The 19,939-nt window shown below is 44.3% G+C and carries 18 protein-coding genes; 6 read left to right on the top strand and 12 right to left on the bottom strand.

The genetic code is table 11. The features are described from left to right. Nucleotides 1-21: 21 nt before the first annotated feature. Entirely contained in the window at nucleotides 22-321 is a 300-nt protein-coding gene (locus AAFN85_RS28445) for a hypothetical protein (protein WP_347531362.1), read from the bottom strand. A gap of 298 nt (nucleotides 322-619) precedes the next feature. Here AAFN85_RS28445 and AAFN85_RS28440 point away from each other — a divergent pair, with 298 nt between their 5' ends. Together AAFN85_RS28440 and AAFN85_RS28435 are read left to right on the top strand one after the other, a co-directional pair. Continuing rightward, nucleotides 620-793 (top strand): hypothetical protein, encoded by a 174-nt coding sequence (locus AAFN85_RS28440; protein ID WP_347531361.1) that lies wholly within the window; start codon nucleotides 620-622, stop codon nucleotides 791-793. Nucleotides 794-807: 14 nt separating this feature from the next. Further along, nucleotides 808-1,446 carry a hypothetical protein gene (locus AAFN85_RS28435; RefSeq protein WP_347531360.1) on the top strand — a complete coding sequence of 213 codons (639 nt, stop codon included), beginning with the start codon at nucleotides 808-810 and terminating at the stop codon, nucleotides 1,444-1,446. A 33-nt stretch (nucleotides 1,447-1,479) separates the two neighbouring features. Here the strand turns inward: AAFN85_RS28435 and AAFN85_RS28430 are convergent, their stop codons facing one another. The 4 genes from AAFN85_RS28430 to AAFN85_RS28415 form a co-directional block, all read right to left on the bottom strand. After that, on the bottom strand, nucleotides 1,480-1,965 hold the full coding sequence (locus AAFN85_RS28430; RefSeq protein ID WP_347531359.1) for an SgcJ/EcaC family oxidoreductase: 486 nt from the start codon (nucleotides 1,963-1,965) through the stop codon (nucleotides 1,480-1,482). Between the two features lie 33 nt (nucleotides 1,966-1,998). Next, nucleotides 1,999-2,577, bottom strand: coding sequence for a cupin domain-containing protein (locus AAFN85_RS28425; protein WP_347531358.1), 579 nt, complete (start codon nucleotides 2,575-2,577; stop codon nucleotides 1,999-2,001). A 62-nt stretch (nucleotides 2,578-2,639) separates the two neighbouring features. Then, nucleotides 2,640-3,935, bottom strand: a complete 1,296-nt coding sequence (locus AAFN85_RS28420; protein WP_347531357.1) for a serine hydrolase domain-containing protein — start codon at nucleotides 3,933-3,935, stop codon at nucleotides 2,640-2,642. Nucleotides 3,936-4,848: 913 nt separating this feature from the next. Continuing rightward, a complete protein-coding gene (locus AAFN85_RS28415; RefSeq protein ID WP_347531356.1) occupies nucleotides 4,849-5,991 on the bottom strand; it encodes a C1 family peptidase in 1,143 nt (380 codons plus the stop codon). Nucleotides 5,992-6,063: 72 nt separating this feature from the next. Between AAFN85_RS28415 and AAFN85_RS28410 the strand changes: the two genes are divergently transcribed. Genes AAFN85_RS28410 through AAFN85_RS28400 form a run of 3 tightly spaced genes read left to right on the top strand, consistent with a single transcriptional unit; the run spans nucleotide 6,064 to nucleotide 7,449 of the window. Continuing rightward, entirely contained in the window at nucleotides 6,064-6,498 is a 435-nt protein-coding gene (locus tag AAFN85_RS28410; protein WP_347531355.1) for an isomerase, read from the top strand. Nucleotides 6,499-6,507: 9 nt separating this feature from the next. Continuing rightward, nucleotides 6,508-6,858: a hypothetical protein gene (locus AAFN85_RS28405; protein ID WP_347531354.1), complete on the top strand. Its 351-nt coding sequence runs from the start codon at nucleotides 6,508-6,510 to the stop codon at nucleotides 6,856-6,858. Between the two features lie 15 nt (nucleotides 6,859-6,873). Further along, entirely contained in the window at nucleotides 6,874-7,449 is a 576-nt protein-coding gene (locus AAFN85_RS28400; protein ID WP_347531353.1) for a Crp/Fnr family transcriptional regulator, read from the top strand. 310 nt (nucleotides 7,450-7,759) lie between these two features. Here AAFN85_RS28400 and AAFN85_RS28395 read toward each other — a convergent pair whose 3' ends face one another. Further along, on the bottom strand, nucleotides 7,760-8,872 hold the full coding sequence (locus AAFN85_RS28395) for a heparan-alpha-glucosaminide N-acetyltransferase domain-containing protein (RefSeq protein WP_347531352.1): 1,113 nt from the start codon (nucleotides 8,870-8,872) through the stop codon (nucleotides 7,760-7,762). A 177-nt stretch (nucleotides 8,873-9,049) separates the two neighbouring features. Here AAFN85_RS28395 and AAFN85_RS28390 point away from each other — a divergent pair, with 177 nt between their 5' ends. Further along, the gene (locus tag AAFN85_RS28390) at nucleotides 9,050-10,111 is read left to right on the top strand and encodes a substrate-binding domain-containing protein (RefSeq protein ID WP_347531351.1); all 1,062 of its coding nucleotides are present in this window, start codon (nucleotides 9,050-9,052) and stop codon (nucleotides 10,109-10,111) included. A gap of 223 nt (nucleotides 10,112-10,334) precedes the next feature. Here AAFN85_RS28390 and AAFN85_RS28385 read toward each other — a convergent pair whose 3' ends face one another. The 6 genes from AAFN85_RS28385 to AAFN85_RS28360 all read right to left on the bottom strand — a co-directional run bounded on the left by AAFN85_RS28385 (nucleotide 10,335) and on the right by AAFN85_RS28360 (nucleotide 19,669). Continuing rightward, a complete protein-coding gene (locus AAFN85_RS28385; RefSeq protein ID WP_347531350.1) occupies nucleotides 10,335-11,966 on the bottom strand; it encodes a RagB/SusD family nutrient uptake outer membrane protein in 1,632 nt (543 codons plus the stop codon). 5 nt (nucleotides 11,967-11,971) lie between these two features. Then, nucleotides 11,972-14,998 carry a TonB-dependent receptor gene (locus AAFN85_RS28380; RefSeq protein ID WP_347531349.1) on the bottom strand — a complete coding sequence of 1,009 codons (3,027 nt, stop codon included), beginning with the start codon at nucleotides 14,996-14,998 and terminating at the stop codon, nucleotides 11,972-11,974. Between the two features lie 607 nt (nucleotides 14,999-15,605). Further along, nucleotides 15,606-16,217 carry a carbohydrate-binding family 9-like protein gene (locus tag AAFN85_RS28375; RefSeq protein WP_347531348.1) on the bottom strand — a complete coding sequence of 204 codons (612 nt, stop codon included), beginning with the start codon at nucleotides 16,215-16,217 and terminating at the stop codon, nucleotides 15,606-15,608. Between the two features lie 41 nt (nucleotides 16,218-16,258). Beyond that, nucleotides 16,259-17,014 (bottom strand): 6-phosphogluconolactonase, encoded by a 756-nt coding sequence (locus tag AAFN85_RS28370; RefSeq protein ID WP_347531347.1) that lies wholly within the window; start codon nucleotides 17,012-17,014, stop codon nucleotides 16,259-16,261. Nucleotides 17,015-17,189: 175 nt separating this feature from the next. Beyond that, on the bottom strand, nucleotides 17,190-18,386 hold the full coding sequence (gene nagA / locus AAFN85_RS28365; RefSeq protein ID WP_347531346.1) for an N-acetylglucosamine-6-phosphate deacetylase: 1,197 nt from the start codon (nucleotides 18,384-18,386) through the stop codon (nucleotides 17,190-17,192). Beyond that, nucleotides 18,386-19,669 carry a sugar MFS transporter gene (locus AAFN85_RS28360; RefSeq protein WP_347531345.1) on the bottom strand — a complete coding sequence of 428 codons (1,284 nt, stop codon included), beginning with the start codon at nucleotides 19,667-19,669 and terminating at the stop codon, nucleotides 18,386-18,388. Before AAFN85_RS28360 ends, nagA begins: the two co-directional genes overlap by 1 nt. Nucleotides 19,670-19,939: the final 270 nt, after the last annotated feature.

Genomic DNA, 19,939 nt, shown 5'->3' with positions numbered 1-19,939 from the left:
TACTTTGAGTAATTAATTAATTTAATCGAGTGCGGTAATTTGTTCGGTTATAAAAACAACTAAGGTTTCTTTTGCCCGATTATAAGAATTTGTAATATACTTGTCTGGCCCTTGTCTTTTTGATAATGCAACATTATCTAATAACTCATTAAATTCGTATATATTTATATTTTCAGCCCATTTTGGAGATTCATCTTTTAGACACAACCATTTTTTTAAAATCCTTTCTAAGTTATAGCCTTGGGCAGTAGACCAGTTTCCTAAGTTATCTATTTCCTTAATTAATAATTCTAATTGCTGAATTAACTCATCTTTATCCATACAAGCGAAGATAAACAATGCTATTCACGTTTAAAATCAAATGTACCATATTTTGAATCCTCATCTGGCGCGAGTATGCGACGCTGGCAAAAGCGTGGCGTATGGTGATTTTATAGTGTTCCAAATTCGCTAAAAGCAAGGCTAAAAATCATAAGCTCACAACCCTTTCATTGCATACTCCCACCGATTAAACTGCATATTTGTAACTTTATTAATGAATCGTTTATCCGGCCCAAACAAAAGCTATAATTGATACTATTAACTAATACTCGTATATTTGAATACAACTCCATTCAAAATGAGCGATAAAGACATAGCTAAATTACTTGAACTTGCCAAAACCAAATTGGAGGAAGTGAAAAGTATGACCAAAAAAGAAGCTATTTTATCTCTTAACGATTCTGGTATCCTAACCAAAAAAGGCGAGTTCACAAAAGCTTACTCCGAACTTGAAGAATTAGTTAACCGCTAATATTTACTATCTCCATGTATGATTTTCGTCCTAACACTATCATTGGCTTTCATGGTTGTGATCTGGAAATTCGTAATAAATTAGTAAACGATCCAAACCATATAGAAATTAGTAAAAAACCTTACGATTGGCTCGGTCATGGTATGTATTTTTGGGAAAACAATTATACCCGGGCTTTGGAGTGGGCAACAAAAAGAGCTAATGAAGGAACGATAAAAACGCCCGCTGTGCTCGGAGCCATTTTGCAATTGGGGCAATGCTGTGATTTTCTCGACTCAAAATTTACCAATCTTATTAGTTCTTATTATTTATTAATGGAGAGCGAATATGAGAAGGCTGGAAAACAGCTGCCCAAAAATATTGACGTTCCGGACGATCCTTACGAAGATAAACTCGTAAGGAAATTGGATTGTGCAACGATAGAACATATGCACAAAACAATTCTTAATATTCATAAAGAAGAATTGTCAATAAATGGCTATAGTGATACTGTTGTTTTTGATTCTACCAGGGGCGCATTTTCCGAAGGAGGTCCGGCTTTTACTGGAGCTGGTATTACCCGTAAAAGTCACATACAGGTATGCATCAGAAATATGAATTGTATTAAGGGCTTTTTCATCCCGAGGGAAGAAGTTCCTTTCCCTGTATTATAATTAGAGTTGATTGATTTTATCAATCAGAAACCCCTACTTAACCCCCTTCTCCAACTTAGCATTCTGCCCAGCAAGTATCTTCCAAACGCCATCACGTTTCACCAGCACAATCATCCGCCTAAACTCAAACGTTTCACCGGGGTAGCGGGTATCGCCATCCAAACCTGTGCGTACATGTGATATGGCGAGGTTAGGGTAGGGATAAGTAATATCTTCAATCGCGCGGGTATAATAGTGGGTGGCTTTAAAATAGGTGGTATGCACCTGCTTGTAATGAAATTCGATATCATCGCGCCCTTTGTAGTAAGCGCCAAACCAGTTTACCCAAGTAGCATCAACGGTATAATTATCGGCCAGACCTTTTGGGTCGTGGCGGTTCCAGGCGTCTTCGTAGTTTTTGATGAGTTGCCTGATGGCGCTGTTTTCTTTGGCGGTGTCTGGTTGCTGGCCGTAAGCTTTAGCACCTAACAGCCAGCACAGACAAACTACTATGAATTTATAACTACTACTGATTTTCATAAATTATTAACTAACAGCAAGGCAGCTTTTCACTTAAAAAGCTTTTAAAACATCAATCGGCGGGCCTACACGTTCAAAGCCGTGTTGCTTTCTAAACTCGTCTTGCTCGGCTTCAGATTTGCCTTTCATCTGCCCTTCACTTATCGCTATAAAACATTCTTCCATTTTACCGGCCGGCTGAAAAGTAGTGAGCATCCTGCCAACCCCTTCGCCTGTTTTTGAAAACGCGTGCGGTACTCCCCGCGGACCGAACACACTATCGCCCGGCTTTACCTTGTATATGTTATCACCAACTTTAATAACAAATTCCCCCTCCACAATGTACCACCATTCGTCCTGTTCGGGATGGACATGCAAATTTGGTCCGCCTTTTTTTACACGTGATGATTCGTACACATACAGGTCACCATCGGTATCTTTGGTAGATACCTTGGTGTAAAAAGTATCCCCATCAAACAGGTTGATCGGTTTTTGAAAACGATCTGCACCGGCATCGATCTTAAAACCCGATTTTTCCCTAAGCTTTATATAACTCTTGGCGATGCCGCTAATTGAATAGGCTAAAACAGCGCCCGTTACAGTTAACAGTTTCAGGAATTTATCACGTTTCATAATAGTTGTTTTATGCAGAAGGTTTATTGTGATCTGTTTCTTTTACTTAGGTTGGTTATCAACTATTTCAAAAACAGATCTTCATTAGCCCAGGCTGGATTTTTAGCAAAAGATTTCCAGAATATTTGATCCAGGCTATTATCAAAATTAGCTTTGAAGCTGCGCGTGTTGGTCAATACCACAAAGTTAAATCCGTTTTCAAGCCGGGCTTGTTCGGTAGCTGTACCGGGCAAGCTTCCAGTGTGATAATAGTTGCTGCTGTTAATAGCCCAGCCGCATCCGTAAGCCGTATTGGCTGTAGAGCCGGTGTACATGGTAGTTAACGCCGATGACGAAAGGATATCCGGGCGCACCGGGAATTTATCGATATAAACCAGGAAGCGGGCCAGATCGGCAGCGGTAGCAACCCATCCGCCGTGCGAATCCATGCGGGTAATGTTGTAAGCATAAGGATCCTCGCCACTTTGGCCGTAGTAAGTAACCTCTTTGGTTTGTTTTTGGGCGAGAGTGTTACCGGCAATGGTCATATCGGTAACGCCGATAGGGGTTAATACCAGGTCTTTTACAGCTTGATCATAAGTTTTTCCGGTAATTTTTTCTATCACCCGGCCCAGCAGGCAGTAACCAAAGTTAGAGTAATCGTAATTAGTGCCGGGGGTATGATCAAGCGGACGGTTATCTAAAGTCCAGGTAATGAGTTCGGCGGTTGTCATGCCGGCATTGCTGAACATAGGGTCGTTCACAGTGTTGCCCCAGCCGCCCGATGTATGGTGAAGCAGTTGATCAACCGTAATATTGGTGATATTTGGGCCGTAAGTTTTGGTGCCATAGGTTTTGCCTAAAATAGCACCATCGCCAAATACTTTGTCGGTCAGTTTTATTTTACCCTGGTCAAGCAGTTTCATAATAGCCACCGAGGTAAATTGTTTTGATAAGCTGGCCAAACGGTAGCGATCGCTGATCTGCGCCTTGGTGTTTTTTGATTTATCGCTGATGCCGTAGGCTTTCAGGTAAACCAGTTTTTCGCCTTTGGTAATGGCTATTGATAGGGCAGGTACATCGTAGGTGGTCATGAAGGTGTTCACCTCATCATCCAAAGCGGCAACAGCAACTTTGCTTGGGGTGAGGGTATCTACTACAACAACTCCGCCGCCGGTGCCGCCTCCTGTGCCTCCGCCAGTTCCGCCTCCCGTACCGCCACCAGTTCCGCCTCCTGTACCCGTGTCGGTTTTAGTAGGCGTGGGAGAGCTTTTTCCGCAACCGGTAAATATCAATAAGCCGATGAGTATAATTAATGTGCTGGATTTTAATACGTGCAGCATAAAGTAGCTGATGCCGTTTAGGTAGGTCTTTTTCATAAAAGGTATTTGCTTTAATGTTACAAAGCAACGCAACCTGCTAAAAAAATACTTTCGCTGGTGTTGTAAATGCTTTCGATTTTGTTGCATGTATAACCGAAGAATAAAGCCAAAATGAAATAACAACAACGAAATGTTCAATCGTAGATGTTTCCCGTCAGCAGGAAAGCTTCCGGCGAAAGTGGGCAGAACAATGGTGGCCATGAGCACAGGATGGCGCATAGCTACTTTTTGCAGAGGGGGGATCGGGAATAGAAGAACATCAAATTTACTTTCCCATACCGAATTGCCCGACCGGAGACGGCATCCGTCAGCAGGAAAGCTTCTGGCGAAAGCGGGCAGAACAATGGTGGCCTCGAGCGTTGGTAGGGCATAGCTACTTTTTGCAGAAGCGAGGGACTACGAGCGAACGCAGTGGGGCAAAATTTAGCAGCCCGTGGTTCTGCCCGATTTGCAGGGCAAAGGCAAGCGGTGGGAAGGGGCGCAGGCCAGTGCGGCAAAGAAGCCTTCCTGGTGACTTGACTTTTTGGGCACTTTTGTGTCAAGACAAAAGTGCCTGGCCCCGCCCGGCCAAGAGGGCGACGATGTTGGTTTATAGCGAAATACTTGTTACGAATCCTCGCGTTAATGTGAATAGCACGTGGCTTTCGTTATTCACGTTTGTTAACAGGCTTTGGTTCAATATTAAGAACATTGGCCGCTCATTTGCCGCGGAGGCTGTTACTTTTGGCTTGGCCCAAAAGTAACCAAAAAACCAAGACAGAAAAAAGCTTCAGCCCGCAAGGCCATACGCCCGGCCCGCTTTTCTGTCAGGCCACCGCTCGTTTTGTTTTAAGAGAGCTGCCTTTAATAAAAAAAACGCCACTGCCGTTTAAAGCAATGACGTTATATAAATATTATATTTTAGTTAGAATTAACTACCCACCTTAGCCGATAAAGTTGGAGGCAAAGCCTTTTTATTGATCACTACCGATATCGTGTTAATAGCAAAATAAGGCACACTCACATACAAATACCCACCCAGCGGACTGGCTTCTGTACCCCATGAGTTTTTAACTATAAAGTACTCGTTGCCTTTTTTGTCTTTAACCATGCCGGTAATCTGCATCAGGTGGTCGTCTTGCGTAACCTGCCTGTCGAAGAGGTCCTGGCGGATATCGGCGCTTGGCGTTTTCTCGGTGAAAGTTTCAAAATCTTTAGTTTCGTCTTCTTTGGTAACCCATTTGGCCAGCCCTTTTCTCATCCTGAAACCGTTGTTGCTTACATCGGCATCCCAGGCAACGGTATAACCCTGCATTACAGCAGTTTTAACGCTGGCGATAAACTCATCAAGCGGGAGGTTATAAAACATGTTGCTGTTGTAGTTGTCAGGTATTTCGATGGCGAAAGTGCTGCCATAAGGGTGGTGCTTAAACGAAGTTAAACCCACATAGCCCGAAAGTTTAAGCGGCACGTATTGCGCGGCATAACTTTTTGCGGTGTACGATTTGCCATTGTAGCTAAATGTTTCGGGAGGTGCGCCCAGGTAGCTGTTCAATATTGATTTGTAATCGGTTCTCCAGTTTGTTGGGATGGTATCCGGATTAGCTTTAAGCAAATTATCCAGGTAGGTTTTTAGTTTTACCTCCATTTGTGGGTCGTGGTTCAATACCGTATCACGGCCAACGCCCGGATAAATTTCCTGTGGCATGGCGCCGAAGTTATCGGTCGAGAACATTACATCCTGTTGGATACCGCCCTCGGTAAAGCGGGTGTTACCGCGACGGCGGATGTATTTTTCGGCTTTATCAATGTATAAATTATATACTGTATAAACTTCCGATAGATCTGGCGCTGATTCTTTTTTGGCAAGCATCTCGCTCTCAACCAATGAGGTAGTAGCAAAGCACCAGCAAGTGCCCGAATTGCCCTGGTTTTTAACCGAGGTAGCCTGGTTGTTTTTAATAACTGTAAACTCGGGTTTAGCGGCCTCCAGCTTAACTTTAATGGTAGGCTCCTGGGCAAACGCGGTGAACGTAATTGCCGAAAGCGCCAGTAAGGAAGTTAATTGTTTCATGTTCATTTGGGGTGAAAAACTAAATATATCAAACAATCGGGCAAATAATAAAATTAAATCGGTTAATGATATGTGAAAGTTACCTTATACAATTTTAAAACCTTCAACCAGTTGAACTTTTTTCCGGCAAAGGCCGCCGACCTTTGTTTTATGGAAAACGTAAAGAATATTGAAGAAACCATTCTCACTTACACCAGCGCGTGGAATGAAACAGAACATGATGCCATACTGGCGAAGATCAAAAAATGCTGGTCGCCCGAGGGGACTTACACCGATAAAATAACCGATACCATTACCGGGCAGGACGCGATCACCAACCTTATCATCAGCTCGTACGGGCAAATGGGGCCCAGGACATTCAAGGTTTTGGGCGAGCCTAATACGCATCATCAAAGTGGCCGGTTCCGTTGGTTGGCCATTCGCCCCGAGGGTTATCCTGTTGAGGGTATGGATTATTTTGAGTTTGATGAGCAGTACCGGATCACAAAAATAGTAGGATTTTTTTAACAGATAACGATGGTCACATTTCCAGAAGTAGAAGAGGGGCAAGGCCCCATATTAATGTTGAACTTACTAAAGTTCAAAAACAGGGATTTATATTTTCAGGAATATCTTCCCGCTTTTAACCAAGTTGTTAAGCAATTAGGTGTTGAAGGTACAAAGCTTTCGTTGGCAAGCGATGTACTCGGCAATATCATAGCCGAAGAAGGCGAGGTTTGGGATGCTATTCTTTTGGTAGAATACCCCAGCGCCGAGGCTTTTAAAACTATAGCCTTAAGCAGCGAATATCACGAAATAGCCGAGCCTCTCCGCTTGGCCGCGCTTGCCGATCTGAAGCTGTTCATGACCCGTAAGTTTGATCTCTAATCGTTATCTTGCTGCATGTCTGAACTGATACTGTCAAACTTCGCCATGCACATAGCGCTTGCCCCTCACGAGCAGGAGCAGGCGCTTGCTATGCTGCAACACAAAACAGTTAAAAGGCGTTCTTTTTTACTCCGCCAGGGCGATATTGACCGAGGAATTTATTTTGTTAATAAAGGATGCCTGCGCATGTTTTATATGGATAAAAATGGCCATGAACACACCATCTGCTTTTATCCCGAAAATTGGTGGGCTTGTGATATTGTGAGTTTTTTTAAGGAAAAACCGGCTGTGAATGCCATTCAGGCCTTGGAAGATACCGAGGTTTACTACCTCACCCTTCCCCGGCTTGAAGAGCTTTTTGTCCAGATCCCCAAATTTGAACGCTTCTTTCGGATCCTTACTCAAAACGGATTTGAGATGTATCAGCGGCGCATTACTTCCGGTTTGGCCAAAACCGCCGAAGAACGTTACCTTGAATTTAGAAAGCGCTATCCCGGCCTGGAGCAGCGCATCGCTCAAAAGCATATTGCAGGCTATATTGGCATTACGGCAGCCTTTTTGAGTATGATGCGGAAGGAGAAGAACTTGTAAATAATCTGGAGAGATTACTGTGTTCCCTGCTTGTGGCCGGTGTTTTCACCGCACCATTCTGCGACTTATTAATTCGTTTCAATTGAAGTAACGTTTTCAAATAATGTGGTACGGTGAAAACACCGACCACAGGCTAAAGGCCCAATCAAAATATATAAAAGTCGTCATTGCGAGGTACGAAGCAATCCCCGATTAGCAGAGTGGCCATGCAGATTTCTCTGTAAGTTGGGGATTGCTTCGTGCCTCGCAATGACGTGGTGGACATATTGGGTTTATTTAATCATTTTTAGACAGACTATTAGCCTGTTTTTTAAATCTTAACGATCACCTTCTTTTTGTAAAAAACAAACATCGGCGACCAAACCAATAAGGTGAACACCAACGCGGTAACCAATGATGCCCATTGCAGTGAAAAGATCTTCACGAAAACCAGATCATTAATAATATGCATCCCCGAAACTTTACCATTAGCAGAGCTAACGATGATAAAATTTAAAGGTTTAGGCAACACCTCAGATAGTACATATGAAGCGATAGCATTAACACCAAAAACCGTAAAAATCCAATACGGCGCTTTTATCTTCTCAATATCGATAAGCCAGTAACAAAACGCGAAGGCCGCCATGCAAACGCCTCCGGCAAATAATACATATGAGCTTGACCAGAGTGGTTTATTTAGCGGAAATATAAATTGAAACAGTAGGCCTGCCACAGTGAACGATGATCCTAGTAGAGTAAGGCTGCCGAATTTATTATTGGGCGATAGGTTTACTTCTTTCAATATGGTACCTGCATACAATCCTATCATGGCCGAGCATACTGAAGGCAGCGTACCGATGATGCCACAAGGATCGGTGTAGGCAAATTTGGCGAGGTGTTTTTCTGAAAGGAAAAACCTATCTATTACAGCCGCCATATTATGCGTTGGTGTAACCGCGTACGAACCTTGTAATGGAATAAGGCAGATCAATATATAATATCCTATCAGGATTCCCCCGAAAATATATTTCCATCCTTTTTGCGATACATAGAGGTAGATCAATGTTGTTAAAAAATACACCACACCTAAACGCGGCAGCACCCCCGGAAAACGTAGGGTACTGAAATTGAAGTGATACACCAGTTGAATACCCCATCCAATAAGGATCAGTAAAACCATCCGTTTTAGCGATTTGAGGAGGATGTCGCCTCGTTTAGCCAGATCGGCTTTTTTTGATTGCAGGGCGAATACAATTGAGATACCCATCATAAAAATAAAGCAGGGAAAAACCAGGTCGGTAGGGGTACAGCCGTTCCATACCGAATGTTTTAGCGGGCCGAACGAGTGCTCTTCATCGCCGGGGGTATTTACAATGATCATGGCCGCTATGGTGAGGCCACGAAAAACATCTAACGATTGCAGACGGTCTTTTACCGGGTTCATCAATTAAGTTACTTGTATAAATGCATATCTTATGCCTGCAATTTAACTAAATAAATTCAATCGTGTACGTACACGATTGAATTTATTTAGTTTTGTAAAAGTTTGTGTAAAAACAACACAAGTGTTTTTAAAAGAAGTGTGAATAAACCAATTCGTCTGTATATTTGGTACCTGAACATGAAAGAAAGTAACTCAAATTCAACGGGTGTTAAGGAAATAGCCCGGCTTGCCAATGTCTCTATCGGCACGGTTGACAGGGTGATCCATAACCGCAAAGGCGTATCCGACGAAACCCGCAAAAAGGTTAATGCCATTATAGAAGAACTGGATTTCAGGCCCAATAAAATGGCCAGTCTGCTTGCCCGTCGCGACCAGGTAAATATCGGCGTGATCATCCCTAAAATATCCAGCGAAACCAATTATTGGTCGTACCCGCTGGCTGGCATTACGCAAGCCGTTGATGAGTTGAAGCAGTTTGGCGTAACGGTAACACCGTTTCTTTACGATTCGGATTCGAAAAGCAGCTTTGTTGAGGCCGAAGAGCGGGCTTTAGCTGCCGATCTTCAAGGTGTGTTGCTGGCCCCTTCTTTCATTGAAGAATCGTTGGTACTTACCAAAAAACTTACGGACGCTAATATCCCCTTTGTTTTCATCAATTCTGATTTACCAAGGCAGGAGAGTTTAAGCTATATCGGGCCTGATCTGTTTCAAAGCGGACGGCTCGCAGCTCAGATCATCAGCATGATGGCGCGTGAAGCTGATGATATTTTTATCGTTAACATCTCTACTGAATTGGAACTCGATCACCACTTGTTGCGTAAGGAGCAAGGCTTCCGCAAATATTTCGAAGATCATAATATTGCCAATACAATCCTCACGCTTAATATTAACCATACCGATAATCAATCGGTAAAAAAACAATTGAGCAAAGCACTGGCTTCGGCACCAAACGCGCGGGTATTGTTTGTTACCAACTCAAGGGTGAATGTGGTAGCAAGAGTACTGGCCGATCATCCTCAAAAACTGATCTTAGTTGGCTATGATTTTATTGAAGAGAATATCCGCTGCCTCGAAAATGAATCTATCTCTTTTATCATTAGCCAACGCCCCAAAGAGCAGGGTTATCACGGTATTATGGCGCTTTACAAACATCTGTTCGGTTTAGGCGATGCCGAGCGGACTAATTATATGCCGATAGATATTATTACTAAAGAGAACTTTCATTATTATAAAAATTAAGGGCCGGAAACCAAGGTTTCAAGCCCTTTAGGGGTATCGATAAGGTCCGGACGATATATCCGGAAAATATAAAAAGCGAGGGCTTGTGCGATTCCCTCCCTTGGGAGGGTGCAGGGAGGGGTTTCGGCGCCTTGCATATTCGCAAGCCTGGCGCATAAACCCCTCCCTGCCACTACACTACCCAACACACCCCTCCCGAAGGAGGGAATTTAAGAAAGCGTTTTTAATACCCTGGATTCTGCGTCAACTGCGCATCCTTATTCAAATCGATCTCCGATTGCGGTATCGGCAGCAACAAATATTTATCCGTTAAACCGGTTATCTTCTGCCCCCGGTTTTTAACCCTATCAACCAGTGTTTTAGTGCGCATTAGGGTCATGCGGCGGTTTTCTTCGGCGACAAGTTCACGTATGCGCTCATCCAAAATAAAATCCATCGTGATCTGGCCCGAATTTACCTGCGGGGCATGTGCCCTGTCGCGGAGTATGTTGATGCTGGCGGCTGCACCTGCTGTATTGCCCTGTTTAAATTGGGCTTCGGCTTTAAGCAGGTAAGTTTCGCCGAGGCGCATAATGATCATGTCTTTGATCATGCTGCTGCCAAACTCATCATTCGGGTCAAACTGGTCCCATTTGTTGGTTTTGGGTACAATGTTGCGGTTGGTATCAATACCGGGGCCGGTAACCAGTTTGCCATAAAGCGCATTTGACGGATCATTGTAATAATACTTACGGCGCAGGTTGTATTGTGAGTTACGCATGTCATTCTTATCGTACAGGTTAAGCACAAAATAGGTTAAAGCCATCCTGCTAATACCACGGCCACCCAAACTATCGCCAATGATCATCCCCGGCGTATTATAATACCGGCTTCCCCAAACTCTGCGGTGCTGGGAGCCGGTAAAGTGATAGCCCGGAAATTTGCTGTCGATATCTGGTCCCGCACCGTTTGGTACTGATGCCGGGTTTTCTGTTTCCTGCACCCAGATGGCTTCAGTGTTACCCTGGTTACGGCGCTGATTGCCGAAGATGAACATATCGGCAAAGGCATCGCCCGGCTGATTGACATGTACACCGTAGCGGTTTTTAACGAGGCTGAAAAAGCCACTATTGATCACCGCGTTAGCTTCAGCCTCAGCTTCGGCATTTTTACCTGTGCGCAGATACACTTCGGCCAATAACTGCGATGCCATGGCTTTGTGAGGTGCTGACGGCACGGAAAGGTTATCCACCGTTGGCGCGTTCTCTTTAGCGAAGGTTAAATCGTCAACAATCAGCTTGTTTACATCATCAAGTGACGCGCGTACAAAATCTGTTTTAGGGGCAGTAAGCGGTGCGGTTATGATAGGTACACCGCCAAACAAGGTAGCCAGGTAGTTGTAGGCCAATCCCCGGTAAAACAAGGCCTGTCCTTTAACACGATTTTTGAAGCCGGTAGATAGGGTTAAGCCCGGCTGATCGAGATTGGTTACCACGTTGTTTGCATTGTTGATAAGCAGGTAGCACCAGCGCCAAACAAAATCTATCGATACATCGCGCGAGGTTAGTTTTTCATAGTTGGTATAGGGGATAGACATAGGATCGAGATCGTCGATGGCTTTATTGTAGGCCACATCGGTGCCCATTTGCCATACGCAGAGGAAACCCTGGTTGCCGTTCTGGTTTTCGTTTTGGTTATTCCACAGGCTGTAGGTGTATTGCAGACCTACTATCCCGGCCTCAAAAGCCAGCGAATCTTTCAGCGCCGTTGGGGTAAATTTGGAGTAAACGGTTTCCTTCAAAAAGTCCTTTTTACAGGAATTGAGCATCGCGCTTATGGCGAGCAGCACCGTTAGCAGTTTGATATATTTTTTCATAATGCTTATTTCAATGTGATGTTTGCGCCAATAATAAATGTGCGTACTAAAGGGTAATTACCGCTCGAGTCGCCGGTTGCGGCGTAGTTAGCTTCCGGGTCCCAGCCAAACCAATTTGTAAATGTTGCCAGGTTACGGCCGGTTATATACAGCGTAAGCGCACTCAGCTTCAGCTTATCGGCCAGCGAATTAGGCATGGTATAGCTAAATGTGGCATCCTTAATGCGCGTAAAGCTTGCCTTTTGCGGGTAGCCGTAAGTAAGGTAGTTTACATAATTAATGGACGGACGAACATCGCTTTGGTTGGTTGGTGTCCAGTAGCCAAGTCCGCTTACCACGTTTTGCCTGCCGCCATAGTCAACAAAGTTGGTTAGCTGGTTGTATTTGGTAACGCCTTGTACGGTTTGGACAAAAACACTTAGGTGGAAGTTTTTATAATGCCACGCGCTGGTAACACCGCCGGTCCATTTCGGGGTTGATTGGCCGAGCACGGTTTGGTCTTTACCATCAGATGTTATGGAGCCGTTATGGTCAAGATCGGCAAATTTCAAATCGCCTGGGATAGCGCCGGGATCTTGTTTTGATGGGTCTTCGCCCACTTTCCATACGCCAACCTGCTTGTAATCATAAATAACATAAATAGGTTTGCCTATGAAGAGGCGGTTACCCAAATCGTCTTTTTTATCGCCATAAAGGTCGAGGATCTTGTTATTGTTGGCAGCGAAGTTGAAATTGGTTTCCCATCTGAAATCGCCACTCACAATGTTTTGGGTCCGCAAAGTAACCTCTATACCTTTATTGCCAACCTTGCCCACGTTTGATACGATATTTAGGTAGCCGGTAGCGGCAGGTAACTGGCGGTAAAGCACCAGGTTTTTGGTGGTGGTTTTATAGCCTTCGATGGTACCGCTTACACGGCCTTTAAATAAACTGAAATCGACACCAACGTTTGCACCGTAAGTGCTTTCCCATTTCAGGTCGCCGTTCCCTAATATATCAGCAACTATGCCTGTTGTTGGTTTACCGTTGGATGGGATACTGGTGGTTGAAAATGTAGTAATGGTGGAGTTAGGAATAACGGCTGATTGGTTACCCGATAAGCCATACGAACCGCGCAGTTTCAAACTTTCAACAAACTCAGCCTTTTTCATAAACGATTCATTGCTCATGTTCCAGGCCACCGCAACCGACGGGAACGTACCGTATTTATTGGTATTGCCACCAAAAGCAGAATATCCATCGCGACGAGCCGTAGCGGTGATCAGGTATCGGCTATCGTAGCTATAATTGATCCTCGCCATTTGCGAAACCATGGTAGTTTTGATATACGATGATGAGGCTGAGAAGGTAGAAGCCCCTTGCAAAGCATTAAACTGCAAGGCATCATTGATAAAACCCGAAGCATTGATATTTGATGAATACTCCCGGTTTTGCTGCGCGCTGTAAAGTCCGGTGAAATCTATGTGATGCTTGTTCCAGTTTTTCTCGTAGGTAAGGATGTTTTCCACCACCCAGTTATTGCGTTCGCTGTTACTAACCGATGCCGAGCCGTTTGTGATATCGCCTGCCAGCCTGCCCTGGTAATATTGAAAAAGGGTAGGGAGATAATTATAGCTGGCGTTTACGCGATATTTCAAACCCTCAAGCGGTTTAACCTCGGCATAAACGTTGGTGATAAAATTTTCGCGACGATCATTCCGGGTAGTAGTGAGGCCAAGCATCGGGCTTTGAAAAGCCAGATCGCCCGACATCGGGAAGATGGTGTAATTACCATCGGGGTCTTTAAATCTGCCGTAAGGGCTCATTTGCATAGCTTGTTGCAGGTTTACCCGTCCGCCGTCGGAGTTGTTAAGCGTCATGTACAGGTTAGCGCCAACAGTTAAAAAACTGGCCAGGGTGGCATCAATGTTTGAGCGGATGCTTCCGCGTTTATTTTGGAAACCTTTCAGTAAACCTTTCTCGCGGAAAAAATCGCCGGATACAAAGTATTTTACATCCTTACCACCGCCGCTAATGCTTAGGTTATGGTCCTGGATAAAACCTTGTTGCGAAATTTCTTTCAGCCAGTCGGTAGTTTTACCGGTAGCATAATTTTCCTGCTCGTATTGGTTAGGGACGGGAAAACTATTGTTTACACCGGCCTCCAGTTTATAATCGGCATATTTCTGTACATATTCTGCCGGCCCCATTGGGTGTACCTTGTGCGCAAAATACTCCGGACCGGCATAGCTGCTAAATGAAATCAGTGCCTTACCCGCCTTACCATGCTTGGTAGTAATGAGCAATACGCCGTTAGCGCCACGCGTACCATAAATTGCAGTAGCAGATACATCTTTCAATATATCTATCGAAGCGATATCATTGGTATTGATATCATTTAACGAAAGGCTTTGAAAGGGCGTACCGTCAATTACGATCAGCGGGTCGGAACTACCTGTAATGGTATTGATACCGCGCACCACAATGCTCGGGCTTGTGCCAGGGGCGTTAGTTCCGCTGGTAATATTTACACCCGCAACAGTACCTTCCATAGCTTGAAGCACGTTGGCCGCAGGTATTTCCGAGAGCCTTGCTTTGGGCACGGAGGAGACCGAACCGGTAACGTCCGATCGTTTGGCCGTGCCGTAACCAACCACCACCACATCGGCCAGTGTTTTGTTGATGGAACCCATCAATATCTGCATAGGTGCAGATAGGTTGGCTTTCACCTGAAGAGGGTGATAGTTTACTGCCGAGATCTCCAACACGGCACCTGCAGATACTTCAATTTTGAACGAGCCATCAGGATTGGCAACCGTTCCTTTGGTGGTGTTTTTTATTTTGATGGTAGCGCCGCTGACACCCTGCAGCGTAAGGCTATCAATCACCCGGCCGCTAATTAGATGGTTTTGGGCATTTGCTTTATAGCCGCTTGTGATAAACAGGAAAAGCATCACAAGCTTTAAGGTAATGCTACGCCAACACCGGGGGCAGGCATCCCCGGATAGGGTAGAAAAAGAGTACATGTTGATTGGTGGTCGTAGTTTCATCATAGCTCTAATTGTTTGGGTTAAATAAATGTTAGTTCATTGATCTGTGAATTAAAAAAACGGGTAGAAACTTATAGAAGATATATTGTTACGTTAACGGTAACAATATAAACGTGTACGTACACGTAAACAAATTTATTTGTTTTAAATTGTTTTCCAAATGTTTTGGAATTTTATTTGTCGTTTTTGGAGAAAATGGTTGTAAAAAGAAAGTGCGGAGTGCTTTTAGGCTTATAAATGCGATAAAAGGGGCGTCGTCGGAGGATAAAACAGATGTATTCTCCGTCACGTCATTGCGAGTAAGTAAAAGCGGTCGCCTCTGAAGGAAATATGACATCACCACTTTGTCATCCTGAGGAACGAAGGATCTTCTTCGCCCTGTATGGCCGCTATGCATATCGCAGAAGATCCTTCGCTATCGCTCAGGATGACAACATGTTTAAAAATGGATGTCATGCTGAGCTTGTCGAAGCATGGTGGGCAAGCCTCTGCGGGCGACTCTTCGACACTCAGGGTGACGGGCCGACCCGCTTGATGTCTTCAGACGCTCCGGCTTTAGTTACTCGGAATGATTATTTTTAGATATTTTTAGACAGCTTCTAGTAAACGATCAGGCAAAATGGATCTGCCCAAAAAAATCAGGGCGATGAAAATCGGGGGTAACGGTATCGATAAAAACCCAGGAGAAATAGTTAGGCTGAGCCAGCATGTCACCGCATTTAGTGAAATTGGCTTCGCAATCGAGGTTTTTGAGCGAGGATATGGAACTAAAATAAAAGGCCGTTAAAGGAATATAAATGTCAACTTTCCAGTTGATCAATCCTATTGTATTTTGGTTGCTGATGGAAAGTTCAAGGTTTTGTTCTACCCGTTGTAAGATCTCAACCGGTAAAAACTCCCGTTGAAATCTATCCGGGCCATAAGCTGCTTTAATCGAGCCAAGGCAATTAAACTCAAAATTGTAATAATTAACATCGCCCGGAAAGCGCAGAAAAAATTCAACGCAGTTATCCAGGTGAACATCATCATTAAAACTTCTTTTTTTTGAATGAAGATGCTTATCAAAAGCATCAAACTTTAGTAGGATGCCTTGCCCATCATGTGCAATCTCAATAGTTGATCTCGGCAGTTCATCCGTTCCCCACAAAGCATGCTGAATGCTTAGCACAGCGCTATCTGTGCCCGCCGCGGAAAACGGAATAATGGTTTCTGTCGAGATCATTTTTGGGAATGCGATGGCTGATCGGTTTATAAGGTGCGAGTTTATATTATAGATGCACTTTGAGTATCAAGGTATAAAGTGGCGTCCTGATGATCACGTAAAATGGTTGAAGGATATGCCACGGAAACTGCTGCCTTCAGGGTTTTCGCTACCGCATCTGCCTTTTTTATACCCGGAACCATACAAAATATATGCGGTGCCCCTATTAAAACAGGAATGGTAAGGGTTAGCGCGTTCACCGGCACATCCGCTATCTGGTTAAAACATCCATCATTAACCTGCTGTTGGCGGCAAACCGCATCGAGGGTTACTACTTTAATTATTTCGGGGTCGGCAAAATCGGCCTGGAAAGGCTCGTTAAAGGCTAAGTGAGTGTTTTCGCCTATTCCCATAAAAACGATATCGGGTTTGTTGTTATTCAATAGTTCTGCATAACGTTTCCGTTCTTCATCAACATTCCCGGCGTTACCGTTAATGTAATTTACACTCTTAAAGCTAACGTGACTGAATATGGCTTCCTTTAAAAAATTACCAAAGCCCTGAGGTGAATCTGCCGGTAAACCAAGGTATTCATCCATATGAAAAGCGTTGATCCTCTGCCATTCAATGGAGTCATCGTTTTTAAGGTTTTCTAAAAACTCCGATTGTGATGGTGCTGCCGCGAATATGATGTTGATCTGTTCCTTTTTGCTTAGCAGCTGCTTAATGGTTGCAGAAGCATCGGCAGCGGCTTTCGCGCCGAGGGCCTGCCTATCTGCCAAGGTGATAACGTTTAGGTTTTGGTATTTTGTTGTCATTTTAGTAATGTTTAAATGTTCGAGTGATCATTAACAATAAAGGCGTAGTGATTTTGTGTAGTATAGAAGTGGGGGTCATGCTGAGCCTGTCGAAGCATGGAGGGTAAGGCCTCTGCGCGCGACCCTTCGACAAGCTCAGGGTGACAGGCCCAACCGCCCAATTTTATACCTTTTTCTAATTCTCTTTTTCAGCTTTATAAACTGTTTTCCCTCTAACAACGGTTTGCAATACCTTAAAATCATCGGTCATTAAAACCAGATCAGCATCTTTGCCAACCTCTAATGAGCCTTTTTGTCCATCAACCCCCATTATTTTTGCCGCGTTAATGGTCATCATTTTAATGGCTTCCACGAATGGCACATCTGCCAGTTGAACCATATTTTTAACCAGCTTATCGCAGGTGGCCACGCTACCGGCAAAGGCTGAACGGTCTGGGAGTTTGGCTACATCATCTTCAACAATCACTTTAAAATTATCTTCGATGGTGCCGAGGTAGCTCTCGCCGGGAGGCAAGCCCGCTGCACGCATGGCATCGGTAATCAGCGAAATATTGTCATAGCCCTTTAGTTTACAAACAAGTTTGAGCAGGGCAGGAGGAAGGTGCACGCCATCGGCAATTATCTCCACGGTCATATCATCCAAAAAGTAAGTCGCCTCCACCGAACCGGCGTAGCGCATGGCATCTTTCCTAAACACGGTAGACATGCAGCTGTAGAAGTGTGTCACATGCGTAAAGCCATTATTAAAAGCCTCGATCACATCCTCAAAAACAGCATCGGTATGGGCAATGGCTGGGAGCACGTGATTGGCTTTCAAATACCGGCCAAACTCCATAGCCCCCGGTAACTCCGGGGCAGCACTCCAACGTTTTACAAACGGAAACCGCTCTATTATAGAAGTATATTCCGTAGGATTAGGATCCCTGATATAAAGCGGATTTTGCGCCCCTTTTTGTTCCATCGAAACATAGGGACCTTCTATATGGAAACCTATAAAGTCGGCACCGTTATGGTTTTGTGTTATAGCTTTTTCATAGCAGGCGAGGGTATTCACCAGGTCGGGCAGGCCAGTGCTTAAGCTGGTAGGAGCCATAGCAGTAGTGCCGAATCGGGCATGCATTTCGGCTATTTTTAAATAAGCATCTACGGTATTATCCATAAAGTCATATCCACCACCGCCATGCACGTGAATATCTATAAAACCTGGGCTTAGGATATTTCCTTCAGCATCGATCTCGTTATCGCAGGCAAAATCAACCGGGCCGTACTCAATGGCTTTGATCCGGCCGTTTTCGGCTATTAGTGTGCCATTGGTAATGATACCTTTGGGCATTACAATGCGTGCGTTAGTTATTTTTAGAAAAGGTGACATTAGTTGTTCCTTAGTTTCCATGTGTTCAGTTTATATCCCCGCAGGGCAAAAAATACCAAATATGTGTAGCAGGGCAATAGGATAATGTAAGCGTTTTGCAGACCGATACGATCGGCCAGGTAGCCGTAAATTAAGGGCATTATAGCGTTTCCACATAGCCCCATAATAAGTAATGAGCTGCCTATACGCACCTTATCGCCTAACCTATCGAGCGAGAGTGGCCATATGCAAGCCCAGATCATGGAGTTGGCCAGCCCCAGCATAGTTAAAAATATAACCGAGGCGCTCAGCGTATGTCCCCAAAGCAAGATCTGGTTGTGACACAACAAGACCAGCGACGAAAGCGTAAGCCCCAATATACTGCAAATACGCAAAGCTGTTAACTGCGAAAACTTCCAGGGAACAAAAATGATCCCTAAAAAATACCCGCAGATGGTCATGAATAATACAGCCGAAGGAAAATACCGGGCTTTCTCGATAGGCAAGCCCATATCGCGGGTATAGCTGATAACGGTATCGATAGCTACAACCTGCGAACCAACGTGGAAAAATATAGCCAGCGCGCCTAATATCAAATGCGGGTAATGGATGATCTTTTGCGGCGAGGAAGCCTGCTCATCTGTAGCTTGCACCTCAATTTCGGGGAGGATGGGAAACCTCACTAAAGCCCCCAAAGCCGCTAATACCACCGAAACCGCAATATAGGGCGGAATAACCCGGCGGATAAATGCCGCGAGGAAAACCTCTTTAGCGGCGGGTTGCATGTGGTGCAGCGCGTCAATAAAATGCTGGTCTTTATTTAAAAAGATGAACGAGCCTAAAAACACAGGCGCGATAATGCCGGCAACTTTATTACAGATACCCATAATGCTAATTCGGCGTGCGGCATGTTCCTGCTTGCCTAATAGTGTAACGTATGGGTTTACTGCCGTTTGTACTATGGCCAGGCCTGTGCCTATCACTAATAAAGCCAGTAGAAAAATAGAGTATTGTTTAAAATACGCAGCAGGGATAAAAAGCGCGGTACCGGTTGCCATGATCCAGAAACCAAGGCTCATTCCTGTTTTAAACCCTCTTTTTTTAAGCAGGTGCGCGGCTGGTAATGATATAACCAAATAGGAAATATAAAACGCAAAAGCTACAAGGTACGATGCGAAATGATCCAGCTCGAACGCGGTTTTAAAAAAGGGGATAAGGATAGCGTTCACCCAGGTAACAAAACCAAACGCAAAAAACATTGCGCAAAGCAACAGCATGGGGAAAAGTGTTTTTGGTTTTGTCATGGTTTTTCGTGTACGTACACGGTTGCAATGATAGTGATTTTTTAAAATCAAAAAAATATTTTTTAATTGTTGATTGGAGGGAACATTCAAATGATACGGTTTTAAATATTTTATCCAATTTGCTCCGATAATATTTGGAAATTTAAAAATAACCGCTGTTCGAAGTCAGAGACTTCGAACCATTATGTCTGTAGTCTGTGACTACAGCCTGGAGTTACAAACTCCAGGCATAGCTAATTCGAAGTCAGGGACTTCGAACAGCGTAAATAA

This window comes from Mucilaginibacter sp. CAU 1740 (assembly GCF_039839285.1).
Lineage (GTDB): Bacteria > Bacteroidota > Bacteroidia > Sphingobacteriales > Sphingobacteriaceae > Mucilaginibacter.
The sequence above is the reverse complement of the archived record's forward strand: the minus strand, read 5'-3'. Positions and strand labels throughout refer to the sequence as shown.

Excerpts from the sequence above, each read along its gene's own strand:
- AAFN85_RS28370 (WP_347531347.1), bottom strand. The coding sequence starts at position 17,014 with ATGACAACAAAATACCAAAACCTAAACGTTATCACCTTGGCAGATAGG.
- AAFN85_RS28445 (WP_347531362.1), bottom strand. The coding sequence starts at position 321 with ATGGATAAAGATGAGTTAATTCAGCAATTAGAATTATTAATTAAGGAA.
- AAFN85_RS28395 (WP_347531352.1), bottom strand. The coding sequence starts at position 8,872 with ATGAACCCGGTAAAAGACCGTCTGCAATCGTTAGATGTTTTTCGTGGC.
- AAFN85_RS28440 (WP_347531361.1), top strand. The coding sequence starts at position 620 with ATGAGCGATAAAGACATAGCTAAATTACTTGAACTTGCCAAAACCAAA.
- nagA (WP_347531346.1), bottom strand. The coding sequence starts at position 18,386 with ATGTCACCTTTTCTAAAAATAACTAACGCACGCATTGTAATGCCCAAA.
- AAFN85_RS28430 (WP_347531359.1), bottom strand. The coding sequence starts at position 1,965 with ATGAAAATCAGTAGTAGTTATAAATTCATAGTAGTTTGTCTGTGCTGG.
- AAFN85_RS28425 (WP_347531358.1), bottom strand. The coding sequence starts at position 2,577 with ATGAAACGTGATAAATTCCTGAAACTGTTAACTGTAACGGGCGCTGTT.
- AAFN85_RS28385 (WP_347531350.1), bottom strand. The coding sequence starts at position 11,966 with ATGAAAAAATATATCAAACTGCTAACGGTGCTGCTCGCCATAAGCGCG.
- AAFN85_RS28435 (WP_347531360.1), top strand. The coding sequence starts at position 808 with ATGTATGATTTTCGTCCTAACACTATCATTGGCTTTCATGGTTGTGAT.
- AAFN85_RS28405 (WP_347531354.1), top strand. The coding sequence starts at position 6,508 with ATGGTCACATTTCCAGAAGTAGAAGAGGGGCAAGGCCCCATATTAATG.
- AAFN85_RS28360 (WP_347531345.1), bottom strand. The coding sequence starts at position 19,669 with ATGACAAAACCAAAAACACTTTTCCCCATGCTGTTGCTTTGCGCAATG.
- AAFN85_RS28390 (WP_347531351.1), top strand. The coding sequence starts at position 9,050 with ATGAAAGAAAGTAACTCAAATTCAACGGGTGTTAAGGAAATAGCCCGG.
- AAFN85_RS28420 (WP_347531357.1), bottom strand. The coding sequence starts at position 3,935 with ATGAAAAAGACCTACCTAAACGGCATCAGCTACTTTATGCTGCACGTA.
- AAFN85_RS28415 (WP_347531356.1), bottom strand. The coding sequence starts at position 5,991 with ATGAAACAATTAACTTCCTTACTGGCGCTTTCGGCAATTACGTTCACC.
- AAFN85_RS28375 (WP_347531348.1), bottom strand. The coding sequence starts at position 16,217 with ATGATCTCGACAGAAACCATTATTCCGTTTTCCGCGGCGGGCACAGAT.
- AAFN85_RS28400 (WP_347531353.1), top strand. The coding sequence starts at position 6,874 with ATGTCTGAACTGATACTGTCAAACTTCGCCATGCACATAGCGCTTGCC.
- AAFN85_RS28380 (WP_347531349.1), bottom strand. The coding sequence starts at position 14,998 with ATGATGAAACTACGACCACCAATCAACATGTACTCTTTTTCTACCCTA.